Annotated in this window: 8 protein-coding genes; 6 read left to right on the top strand and 2 right to left on the bottom strand. The window is 52.7% G+C overall.

The genetic code is table 11. The annotated features are described in order from the left end of the window. Positions 1–57 precede the first annotated feature (57 nt). Positions 58–1632 (bottom strand): galactarate dehydratase, encoded by a 1575-nt coding sequence (gene garD / locus DDT52_RS04595; protein WP_136155328.1) that lies wholly within the window; start codon positions 1630–1632, stop codon positions 58–60. A gap of 545 nt (positions 1633–2177) precedes the next feature. Between garD and DDT52_RS04590 the strand changes: the two genes are divergently transcribed. The 6 genes from DDT52_RS04590 (at position 2178) to DDT52_RS04565 (ending at position 9811) form a co-directional block, all read left to right on the top strand. Then, complete coding sequence (locus tag DDT52_RS04590) at positions 2178–3530, top strand: MFS transporter (protein ID WP_136155327.1); 1353 nt, start codon at positions 2178–2180, stop codon at positions 3528–3530. A 487-nt stretch (positions 3531–4017) separates the two neighbouring features. Next, positions 4018–5361 carry an enolase C-terminal domain-like protein gene (locus DDT52_RS04585; RefSeq protein ID WP_136155326.1) on the top strand — a complete coding sequence of 448 codons (1344 nt, stop codon included), beginning with the start codon at positions 4018–4020 and terminating at the stop codon, positions 5359–5361. A gap of 38 nt (positions 5362–5399) precedes the next feature. Continuing rightward, positions 5400–6740, top strand: a complete 1341-nt coding sequence (gene gudD, locus DDT52_RS04580) for a glucarate dehydratase (RefSeq protein WP_136155325.1) — start codon at positions 5400–5402, stop codon at positions 6738–6740. 71 nt (positions 6741–6811) lie between these two features. Beyond that, positions 6812–7582, top strand: coding sequence for a 2-dehydro-3-deoxyglucarate aldolase (gene garL, locus DDT52_RS04575; RefSeq protein WP_136155324.1), 771 nt, complete (start codon positions 6812–6814; stop codon positions 7580–7582). Between the two features lie 56 nt (positions 7583–7638). Continuing rightward, complete coding sequence (gene garR, locus DDT52_RS04570) at positions 7639–8529, top strand: 2-hydroxy-3-oxopropionate reductase (RefSeq protein WP_281728901.1); 891 nt, start codon at positions 7639–7641, stop codon at positions 8527–8529. 139 nt (positions 8530–8668) lie between these two features. After that, positions 8669–9811 (top strand): glycerate kinase, encoded by a 1143-nt coding sequence (locus DDT52_RS04565; RefSeq protein WP_136155322.1) that lies wholly within the window; start codon positions 8669–8671, stop codon positions 9809–9811. 41 nt (positions 9812–9852) lie between these two features. Here the strand turns inward: DDT52_RS04565 and barA are convergent, their stop codons facing one another. After that, positions 9853–12624, bottom strand: coding sequence for a two-component sensor histidine kinase BarA (barA, locus tag DDT52_RS04560; RefSeq protein WP_136155321.1), 2772 nt, complete (start codon positions 12622–12624; stop codon positions 9853–9855). Positions 12625–12626: the final 2 nt, after the last annotated feature.

Here is a 12626-nt window from a genome sequence, read left to right as displayed (position 1 = left end):
TTAATAAATGAAAGAGCCAGAGTATTTTCTGGCCCCATAAGAAACGCATTGTTTCAATCAGGTTACGGGAGCCGGATTGAACACGGCCAGCGCGTTGTGAAGACCCCATTGATCTGACCAGGTTTTCTTTCTGCCGCTGGCAATATCCAGAATGAAGCGGAAAAGCTGCCAGCCGACATCTTCAATCGTGGCTTCGCCCGTTGCAATCGTACCCGCATCGATATCCATAAGATCATACCAGCGGTTTGCCAATGCTGTACGCGTAGCCATCTTGATGACCGGTACGGCCAGTAAACCGTAGGGCGTACCGCGTCCGGTGGTAAATACCTGAACGGTGATGCCGGAAGCGAGCTGTTGTGTTCCACAGACAAAGTCGCTGGCTGGGGTGGCGGCATAAATCAGGCCGCGTTTGGTTGGGCGCTGGCCGGGCGATAGCACTTCAACGATGGCGCTGGTGCCTGACTTGGCGATCGAACCGAGCGCTTTTTCCACGACGTTGGCCAGCCCGCCTTTTTTATTGCCGGGCGAGGGGTTGGCGCTGCGATCGGTCTGGCCGCTATCGAGATAGTTATCATACCAGGCCATCTCTTCCAGCAGACGCTTACCCACTTCTTCGTTGATGGCGCGCGGCGTCAGCAAATGAATGGCGTCACGCACTTCGGTGACTTCGGAAAACATGACGGTAGCGCCGCAGCGCACCAGCAGATCGGAGGCAAACCCAACGGCGGGGTTGGCCGTCACGCCGGAAAAGGCATCGCTGCCACCACACTGCATGCCAACCACCAATTCAGCTGCCGGACAGGTTTCACGCTGGCGCTGGTTCAGCTTTTGCAGATGCCGGTCGGCCATCGTCAGAATATCATCAACCATCGATTTGAAGCCGACATGTTGTTCATCCTGCAAACGTACAATACTGCTGTCGTCCAGCGCGATGGGCTGAACATCAGGCGTGCCTTCAAGCAGACGTTCTGGCTGTAACTTTTCACAGCCGAGGCCGACAATCAGCACTTCACCGCCAAAATTGGGGTTCAGCGCCAGATTATGGATCGTCCGGATAGGCACCACCGCCGCAGGCGCATTAATGGCAACGCCACAGCCATACAGATGGTTGAGCGCAACGACGCCATCCACATTCGGATAGCGCGGCAATAAATCCCGCTCAATGATCTTGACGACATAGTCAACAACGCCGGCGACGCAATGTACGCTGGTGGTAATGCCAAGCAGGTTTTTAGTTCCCGCGCTGCCATCGGCATTACGGTAGCCTTCAAAGGTATAGCCTTCTAACGGAGGCAACGGAGCGGGAACTCTGGTTGCCAACGGCAGGGATGCCAGTTCCGGTGCCTGAGGGAGGTCGACAAGCGATTCATCGATCCAGCTTCCCTGCGGAATATCGCGTAATGCATAACCAATAATTTCGCCATAGCGGATAATGGCGTCGGATTTGGCAATATTGACTAAGGCAACCTTGTGGCCTTGCGGGATATGTTCAATTAATTCGAACCCATTATTAAAACGGGTCCCGGCACGTAAGCCATTATTATTAACCACAATGGCAACATTATCAGAATCATGAACCTTAATATAAAGCGGTTTTTCTTTTTCAGCATTAATCTCTGATTTATCTGACATGGTGCAACCCTTTTTTCTGTATTTATAAGATGCGATTTACGATTGCAATCATATTTTATTAACTTCATTGCTCATTGATGAGTATACGTGAACGATAAGTCATTGCGCACTGTGCATTTGACTAAAGTATTTCGTTTTTTTCTATTCCTGACAGGGCTAATATCCAGTTATTGGTGATATTTGTCACATTCTTTTTTGCCTGATTTATTTTCGATAAAAAAAAGAGAATAAATGTGCTTTCAATTAAGTGGGAAGGCTGTTTTTCGTGAAATACCTCGCATTGTATAGGGCAAGTGCACCAACATATTCAAAAGGATTATTTTAATGTTGTGCTTTTATCTAGTGAGCAAACGCTGGGTAAAATTTATACTCTTCTGGCGAGTGATGGATATCGATTAATTACTCCGATGCCATATAACCTGACTATTCGTAAAAAATAAGAATAGCAATTTATTATTCACCAATCTTCATTCTGATAACCCTACAACATGTTATCTGTTATTCGGAATGAATGCGCTTAACCGCGATCGAAGCAGGAGTTCATCATGAATACAGTAAACTCAGCAGCAGGTGCTATACAGAAGCGAACAAACGCCCGCTACTGGATTGTCGTGATGTTATTTATCGTCACGTCATTTAACTATGGCGATCGTGCCACGTTATCCATTGCCGGTTCGGCGATGACCAAAGAGATTGGACTGGATGCGGTGGGCATGGGATACATTTTCTCTGCCTTCTCGTGGGCCTACGTGATTGGACAGATCCCTGGCGGCTGGCTGCTGGATCGCTTTGGTTCCAAGCGTGTCTATTTCTGGAGTATTTTTACCTGGTCTTTGTTTACCCTGTTGCAAGGATTTGTCGATCTGTTCCCGACAACGGCAACCATCGTGATTGCGCTGTTTCTGTTGCGTTTTATGGTCGGGCTGTGTGAATCCCCCTCTTTCCCGGGGAATAGTCGCATCGTTGCCGCCTGGTTCCCGGCGCAAGAGCGTGGCACCGCGGCCGCTATTTTTAACTCCGCACAATACTTCGCCACCGTTATTTTTGCGCCGATTATGGGATGGCTTACCCATGCCGTTGGCTGGGCGCATGTGTTCTGGTTCATGGGTGGATTAGGGATCATCATCAGTTTCCTCTGGCTGAAAGTCATTCACGATCCGAAAGATCACCCCGGCGTCAATCAGGCCGAGATTGATTATATTGAGGCGGGTGGCGCGTTGACCAACATGGATGCCAAAAGCGAGAAAAAGGTTATCGTAAAAGGTGAGAAATGGCATCAGGTCAAGCAGTTGTTGCAGTCACGCATGATGGTCGGTGTGTATATCGGACAATACTGTATTAACGCCCTGACCTATTTCTTTATCACCTGGTTCCCGGTTTATCTGGTGCAGGCACGCGGCATGTCCATTCTTAAAGCCGGGTTTGTCGCTTCCGTGCCGGCTATCTGCGGTTTCGTCGGCGGCGTGCTGGGCGGCGTTATTTCCGATTACCTGGTGCGTCGAACGAACTCCCTGACTTTCGCCCGTAAGACACCGATTGTATTGGGGATGCTTCTCTCCATGTCGATGGTTATTTGTAATTACGTCGAAACAGAATGGATCGTTGTCGCCATCATGGCTGCCGCCTTCTTTGGTAAGGGGATTGGCGCGCTGGGTTGGGCTGTCATGGCCGATACGGCGCCGAAGGAAATCAGCGGGCTAAGCGGCGGGTTATTCAATATGTTCGGTAACGCTTCAGGCATTGTGACGCCTATCGCTATTGGCTACATCATCGGGATGACGGGCTCGTTCAATGGTGGGTTGGTATATGTGGGCATTCATGCGCTTGTCGCGATTGTCAGCTACCTGTTTATTGTGGGTGAGATTAAGCGTATTGAGCTGACGCCATTTCGCAAATAACGGTCGGGATTAAAACGCCGCGCTATTTTCAAATAGCGCGGCGTTTTATCTATTATTTATTGGTCTGTTGCCCCATCCCGGTATGAAAACCTGTTTTCCGCTTTGTTTTTCTGTCACCGGCGAACCTTGAGAGTCTATTCCTGTTTTTTTTGCACGCTGCGGACATGGCGGTTACTCAATGCGCTTTTTGCAGCCTTGGCGGAGCGCTTTTTCATTGTTATGACGATAAGTGGTTTTTCGTGAAATACCTCCCATTAGTTTGTGCCGATGACATATTTAATCTGCTTTTTGCCCTTGAATACTGAGCTATTGCCCAATGAGTTGTGAAATAAGAAAACTTATAATTTTAATCAACGCTGGCAGGGCAACGTCATGATTGTGCTGTTGTATTGATAACGCCGATCGCTTGTTTCGTATTATCAACGGTCCTTTTTCTTTTCAACGTAAAGATACGCATCATTCACCGATTTAATTTCAGGAGAGTGTAATGGGCAGCAATAGCGTTTCGGATACTCCCATCATTATCGATATGAAAGTTATTCCCGTCGCAGGTTATGACAGCATGTTACTGAATATCGGTGGTGCGCATGGCGCTTACTTTACGCGAAATATCGTTATTCTGACCGATAATGCCGGTCATACCGGGGTGGGGGAAGCGCCCGGCGGCGAGGTGATTTACACCACGCTGGTGGAGGCGATCCCCCGCGTGAAAGGCCAGCAGATTGCGCGAATGAATCGTCTGGTTCATGACGTGCACAAGGGTAACCAATCTTCAGATTTCGATACCTTTGGTAAAGGCGCCTGGACATTTGAGTTACGGGTCAATGCGGTTGCCGCGCTGGAAGCCGCATTGCTTGATCTGCTGGGGCAGTTCATGGGGGTGCCGGTGGCGGAGCTATTGGGACCAGGTAAACAGCGAGACGAAGTCACGGTGCTGGGTTACCTGTTCTACATCGGCGATCGTACAAAAACCGATTTGCCTTATCTGAGCGGTGAACAAGGCAAGCATGAGTGGTATCACCTGCGTCACCAGCAAGCGATGGATAGCGAAGCGGTTGTTCGTTTGGCCGAGGCAACAACCGATCGCTATGGATTTAAAGATTTCAAACTGAAAGGCGGCGTGTTACCGGGCGAGCAGGAAATCGACACGGTCAAAGCGCTTAAAAAACGTTTTCCGGAGGCGCGCATCACCGTCGATCCGAATGGAGCCTGGCTACTGGATGAGGCCATTCGTCTATGTAAAGACATGCAGGGCATTCTGACTTATGCCGAAGATCCGTGCGGCGCTGAACAGGGCTTCTCCGGCCGTGAAGTGATGGCGGAATTCCGCCGGGCTACGGGGTTGCCGGTCGCCACTAATATGATCGCCACCAACTGGCGTGAAATGAATCATGCCGTGATGCTGCAAGCCGTCGATATTCCGCTGGCGGATCCGCATTTCTGGACTATGCACGGCGCGGTCCGCGTCGCGCAAATGTGCGATGAATGGGGCCTCACCTGGGGCTGTCACTCGAATAACCACTTTGATATTTCGCTGGCCATGTTTACCCATGTCGGGGCGGCGGCGCCAGGTAATCCAACGGCGATTGATACGCACTGGATCTGGCAGGAAGGCCAGCATCTGACCAAAGAACCGCTGCAAATTGTCAATGGCAAGATCCGTGTGCCGGATCGTCCGGGGCTCGGTATTGAATTAGATATGGATCAGGTGATGAAGGCGCATGATCTGCACAAAAAATTACCCAGCGGTGCGCGTAATGACGCGGCTGCGATGCAATACCTGATTCCCGGTTGGACGTTTGATCGTAAACGCCCGGTATTTGGCCGCTAACCCTACGCGACCTCGTGAAGTGAAAAAAGGATAAGAATATGACGTTGCAAAGTACGACTCCGGTTATTACCCATATGCAGGTTATTCCCGTTGCCGGGTATGACAGCATGTTACTGAACCTCAGCGGCGCGCATGCGCCGTATTTCACCCGCAATATCGTTATTATGCAGGATAACGCCGGGCATACGGGCGTGGGGGAAGTTCCGGGCGGAGAGAAAATACGCCAGACGCTGGAGGACGCCGCTGAACTGGTGGTCGGTAAGACGCTGGGCGAATATAAAAATGTGATGTCGGCGGTGCGTAATCAGTTCGCCGATCGTGATGCATCCGGTCGTGGTCTACAGACGTTCGATCTGCGCACCACTATCCATGTCGTGACCGGTATCGAAGCCGCTATGCTCGATCTGCTGGGGCAGTTCCTCAATGTCAGCGTGGCTTCTCTGCTTGGCGATGGCCAACAGCGCGACGCCGTCGAAATGTTGGGTTATCTGTTCTACGTCGGCGACCGCAATAAAACCGATCTCCCTTATCAGAGCCAGCCAGATGAGAAATGCGACTGGTATCGTCTGCGCCATGAAGAAGCGCTCACGCCGGAAAGCGTGGTTCGTCTGGCGGAAGCCGCTTACGAAAAATATGGTTTTAATGATTTCAAACTGAAAGGTGGCGTGCTGGCGGGCAGTGAAGAAGCGGAAGCGGTGACTGCTTTATCTCAACGTTTCCCGCAGGCTCGAATTACGCTGGATCCCAATGGCGCCTGGTCATTGAATGAGGCCATCCAACTTGGCAAACAGTTGCGTGGCGTACTGGCGTATGCGGAAGATCCATGCGGCGCAGAGCAGGGCTTCTCCGGTCGTGAAGTGATGGCGGAATTCCGTCGCGCCACAGGTTTACCGACCGCAACGAACATGATCGCTACCGACTGGCGGCAAATGGGACACACCATCTCCCTGCAATCGGTCGATATTCCATTGGCAGACCCGCACTTCTGGACTATGCAAGGTTCTGTACGCGTGGCGCAGATGTGCCACGAGTGGGGATTAACCTGGGGTTCGCATTCCAATAACCACTTTGATATCTCTCTGGCCATGTTTACGCATGTTGCGGCGGCAGCCCCGGGAAAAATCACGGCGATTGATACGCATTGGATCTGGCAGGAAGGTAATCAGCGTCTGACCAAAGAACCGTTGCAGATCGTGGGGGGGATGGTGGAAGTGCCGAAGAAACCGGGTCTGGGCGTTGAGCTGGATATGGATCAGGTGATGAAAGCGAATGAACTGTACAAAAGCATGGGGCTGGGAGCGCGTAACGATGCCATGGGAATGCAGTATCTGATCCCCGGCTGGGCGTTTGATAACAAACGGCCTTGTCTGGTTCGTTAACCTGTTATTTTACTGGATTTTCAATGGCGCCGTGTCAAACGGAACGGCGCCGGAATGACCGAGGATAAAAAATGAATACTCCGATATTACCTAACCGTTTTCGCCAAAATTTACGGCAGGGTAAAACCTTGATTGGCTGCTGGTGTGCGCTGGGTAATCCCATTTCAACCGAAGTGTTGGGGCTGGCAGGGTTTGACTGGCTGGTACTGGATGGCGAACACGCACCTAACGATATCGCGACGTTTATTCCGCAATTGATGGCGTTGAAAGGCAGCCGCAGTGCGCCCGTTGTTCGCCCGCCTTGTAATGAGCCGGTCATCATCAAACGCCTGTTGGATATTGGCTTCAATGACTTCCTGATCCCCTTTGTGGAATCAGAGGCGGATGCAGTACGCGCGGTAGCGTCAACCCGCTATCCGCCTGCCGGCATTCGGGGCGTATCGGTGTCGCATCGTAGTAACTGCTACGGAACCGAGCCTGATTACTTCGCCACGATTAACGAAAACATTACCGTCATGGTGCAGATTGAAAGTCAGGAAGGCGTCGACAATCTGGATGCGATTGCGGCCGTTGACGGTGTGGACGGTATTTTTGTCGGGCCGGGCGATCTTTCCGCCGCGCTGGGGTATCTGGGGCAGCCTAATCATCCTGAAGCCCAGCGGGTTATCCGCCATATCTTTGAACGCGCCGCGGCGCACCACAAACCCTGCGGTATTTTGGCTCCGGCAGAAGCCGATGCCCGCCGATATCTGGAATGGGGCGCGACTTTCGTGGCGGTCGGCAGCGATCTGGGCGTGTTTCGCGGCGCCACGCAGGCGCTATGCGACAAGTTTAAGGCGTAGTTCCGCTGTGCGTCGAGCGTACACCGGTAGTGATAAATACATCAGACAATGAGGTTATAGCGATGAAAATTGGTTTTATTGGACTGGGAATCATGGGAAAACCGATGAGTAAAAATCTGCTGAAAGCAGGTTACTCATTAGTCGTGATGGATAGAAATCAGGAGGCCGTCGCCGAGGTTGTTGCCGCGGGCGCAACGGCGGCGGCAACGCCGAAACAGGTGGCGATACAGAGTGATGTGATCATCACCATGTTACCTAACTCTCCCCATGTGAAAGAGGTGGTGCTGGGGGAAAATGGCGTTATCGAAGGTGCGCGGGCCGGCAGTATTGTGGTGGACATGAGCTCGATTGCGCCACTCGCCAGCCGGGAAATTGCCGCTGCGCTGGCGGAAAAAAAGATCGATATGCTGGATGCACCCGTCAGCGGCGGTGAGCCGAAAGCGATTGACGGCACCTTGTCGGTTATGGTCGGCGGCGATAAAGCACTGTTCGAACGCTGTTTTGACCTCCTGAAATCGATGGCGGGATCGGTGGTGCACACCGGGGACATCGGCGCCGGGAATGTCACCAAGCTGGCTAATCAGGTGATTGTCGCGCTAAATATCGCTGCGATGTCGGAAGCGCTGGTGCTGGCGACCAAAGCGGGCGTCAACCCGGAGTTGGTTTATCAGGCGATACGCGGTGGTCTGGCGGGCAGCACCGTGCTGGACGCCAAAGCGCCGATGGTTCTGGATCGAAACTTCAAGCCCGGCTTTCGTATTGATTTGCATATCAAGGATCTGGCCAATGCGCTGGATACATCACACGGTGTAGGGGCGCAACTGCCGCTGACGGCCGCGGTTATGGAGATGATGCAGGCGTTGAAAGCAGACGATCTGGGATCGGCCGACCACAGTGCGTTGGCCTGTTATTATGAAAAATTGGCTAAGATTGAAGTCACACGGTAGGCCGGTGTGAGGGTTGTCGGATCGGCATACATGATGGTATGCCGGTCTGGTTGTCGGGGTAATCATTCTGATAAACGCCGATTCAGTAGCGCATGGATTATTGAAATGCAATCGGGACGTTTATGAAATCGGATCGTTTATGAAAATAGTTATCGCACCGGATTCTTATAAAGAGAGCTTATCTGCACAAGAGGTCGCCACTCAGATCGAAAAGGGATTTCGCGACATCTTTCCCGATGCAAGCTATGTCAAATTGCCTGTCGCCGATGGCGGCGAGGGCACCGTGGAGGCCATGGTGGCGGCCACCAGCGGTAAGATTGTACAGGTGAAAGTGACAGGACCGTTGGGCGACAGGATTGATGCGTTTTTTGGCCTGTCGGGCGATGAGAACACGGCGTTTATCGAGATGGCGGCGGCCAGCGGACTGGAGCGCGTGCCCGCACAGCAGCGCAACCCGCTGCTGACCACCAGCTATGGTACGGGAGAACTGATTCGCTGTGCATTGGACCATGGCGTCAAGCATTGCATTATCGGCATTGGCGGCAGTGCAACCAATGACGGCGGTTCGGGAATGGCGCAGGCACTGGGCGCAAAGTTGCTGGATGACGCCGGCAACCAGATTGGTTATGGCGGCGGCGCGCTTGATGAACTGGCAAGTATCGATATTTGTGAACTGGATCCGCGCATCAAGGATTGCCGTTTTGAGGTGGCCTGCGATGTGACCAATCCCCTGACGGGAAAACAGGGGGCATCGGCGATATTTGGTCCGCAAAAAGGCGCGACGACTGAAATGATCGAACAACTCGACAACGCCCTGAAGCATTACGCCTCGATTATCCGTCACGATCTGGATATGGACGTTGAGCAGGTGCCCGGCGCCGGCGCGGCAGGCGGTATGGGGGCGGCGTTGCAGGCATTCTGCGGTGCCGAATTACGGCAGGGCATCGAAATTGTGACCGAAGCATTGGGACTGGATGAGCTGGTCAAGGACGCTTCTCTGGTTATTACCGGTGAAGGTCGGATTGATAGCCAGACGATTCATGGCAAAGTGCCGATTGGCGTTGCCCGGGTCGCCAAACGCTACAATAAACCGGTGATCGGCATTGCCGGCAGCTTGACCGCGGATGTGGGTGTGGTGCATGAACATGGTCTGGATGCCGTATTCAGCGTGCTGTACAACATCTGTTCGCTGGAAGAGGCGTTGGATAATGCCGCTGACAATGTGCGTATGGCCGCGCGTAATATTGCCGCCACCATTAAGCTATCGAAGGATTTATCGTAGTGCGGCAGGATAAGAGGCAGGCGCTTTTTTAAAGCGCCCGCTTACTGCGAAGAGACCTGTTGAAAATGCAATTTCGCCGCTTCAGTGACGTTGTCTATCTCATCCAACAGTTCCAGCCATTCCGGTTCCAACTCGCTGGCATCAATGCCTTTGCGTAACTGCTGTTCCAGATAGCAGCAAATGCGCTTTAATCGCGGAACGCCGCTATAACTGCAACTGCCGTGTAGTTTATGAATTAAATCAACAAGGTTATCGTCTACCTGACCGTTCAATATGTCCGCTATCCTGCCGCGAACTTCCGGCAGAAAATCCAGGAGCATCTGTAACAGATCGTGTGCCAACTGTGGTTTATTGGCCGCCTGACGTTGCGCCAGCGTCCAGTCCAGCGATAGCTGGCTATCATCATCGTGTTCATTTGACGGCGAAATAACCGCTTCGACAGGCGAGTATTTGGCCAGCACGTTTCTCAGCATCTGCTCGTCGATCGGTTTGGCCAGATAATCGTCCATGCCCGATTGCAGCAGGCGTTCTCGTTCGTCATCCATGGTGTGTGCGGTAACGGCGACGATAGGGGTTTTGGCATGATGGGGTAGCCGGCGGATCCGTTCGCTGGTACGGATACCATCCATTCCCGGCATCTGGATATCCATGAGAATGATGTCGATCGCGTGGTGTTTGGCCTGATCGATGGCATCGGCACCGTTTTTACACAGGATAATGGTTTCGACTTGCTCTTCCAGCAACGTACCGATCAGCTTCAGGTTGGCCGGATTGTCATCCACGGCCATCACGCTCAGCGGCAGCCGGGCGGTGTGAGGGCGAATTGGCGGGGCTGTCTCCGGTAGTAGTGAAAGTTGGAACAGTGAACGGTCTTGCAGCAGCGGTAATAAACGCGGCGCTGAGATGGGTTTGCTCAGGCAGGCGTGAACGCCAAATAGCTTGAGCTGCTCCGCGTCCATTTGTGCAAGACTGGGAATCGCCAGAATAACGCAAGGCGCACGACGGCAGACATCACGCAATTTCGGCATGTAGTCCAGCAGGGTGTTGCGATAATGCACTGGAATACCGAGCAGCAGGATATCGAACGAGCTTTCGGGGAGCTGTTCCAGCGTCGGGCTGTAGCTGATAGTCAGCGGCGTCTGACCCAGGAGATTCAGCGTAGCCTGAGCGGCCGCCGGATTGGATTCAACATACGCCAGATGTTTGCCGTACAGCAGACGATAAACCGGCCTGGTGGGAATCGCATGCGGGTTTAACGGCAGACTGATATGGAACCAGAACGTCGAACCCTGATTTAACTGGCTCTGGAAACCGATATCTCCGTCCATCTCCCTGACCAGGCGCTGGGTAATCACCAGACCGAGTCCGGTGCCGCCGTGGCGGCGGGAGATGCTGGTGTCTGCCTGACGGAAGGCCTGAAATAGCTGAGACTGTTGTAATTCGGCAATGCCGATCCCGGAATCGCGGATTTGAATTTCCAACTGAACCTCATTGTGTTCCTGTCGGCGTTTCTCTACCCGAATATCAATGTTGCCCTGCTCGGTAAATTTGATGGCGTTACCCAGCAGATTGGTGATGATTTGCTGGATCCGCAGCGGATCGCCGACAAACTGTTCCGGGATATCGTTCTGGATATCCAGCGTCAACTCCAACCCTTTTTCATGGGCGGTATGGGCCAACAGCATAACGACTTCATCCAGCGTGTTGTGCAAAGAAAACGGGATATGCTCCAGAACCAGTTTGCCGGCCTCCAGCTTCGAGAAATCCAGCACGTCGTTGATGATATTCAGCAGGTTGTTGGCGGAGCGCTCAATGGTGCGCAAATAATCGGTTTGCGTGGTATTTAACGGCGTTTTCAGCGTCTGACGGGTAAAACCAATCACGCCGTTCAGCGGGGTTCTGAGCTCATGCGACATGTTGGCCAGAAACTCGGATTTAATACGTGCCGCTTCCTGAGCGCGTTTTTTAGCAATATCCAGTTCAACGTTCTGGATCTCCATCTGTTCCAGCGTTTCACGTAAATCATAGGTAGCCTGATCGATATTCTGCTGCATTTCTTCATGATAGGCGGTCAATGACATGGCCATGGAGTTGATGCCATTTTTCAGCATATCGAGCTCGCCCAACATGCGGCCTTCCACCCGGCTGTCCAGCTGTCCGCGCCGGATGCGATCGACCGTTTCGACCATATTGCGAATCGGCGCGGTCACGTCCCGCATCAGACGATAGGCAAACAACACGGCGGCGCCCAGACAAAGCAGTAGCAACAGGGCCGCAACGAAAATCTCCTGATACTGCTGGAGCTCGATCGCAGTGATGTCCAACTCAATGACGATATAGCCGAGCGGCGCACTGCCGTCATGGACGGAAGGGAGGAACTCCCCGGCGGTCAATTCACTATCGGCAGTGATGGGCATATGCAGAATCAGCGAATTTTTCGTATGGTGCTGGTGCAAACCGTGATAGTCGGAGACGTCCTTTATCCACGGCGACAGCAATTCATGGTGGCGCGCATTGGTGGTCGCCAGCAGTTGGTTTTGCTCATTAAACACGCTGATGGTTCGGATAATACCGGAGTGGCTCCGGTGGATCGCATTAATCAGCGGCTGGATTGTCTTCTGTTGTTGCTGCGTAATGGCATAGGCGCTGGTGATGGCCAACGGTTCGATGATGCTCATGCCAGCCTCGGCCAACTGCGTCTGGAGCTGGTTATAGCGATGGATGACGAAAAAGGCACTGAGCAGCAGCCCGATCATTAATGTTGGTGCCAAAATCATTATCAACATGCGTGCGCGCAGACTGTATTTGGTCATGA

The organism is Brenneria roseae subsp. roseae (assembly GCF_003115845.1).
Classification (GTDB): Bacteria; Pseudomonadota; Gammaproteobacteria; order Enterobacterales; family Enterobacteriaceae; genus Brenneria; species Brenneria roseae.
This window is presented reverse-complemented; position numbering and strand designations above follow the sequence as displayed.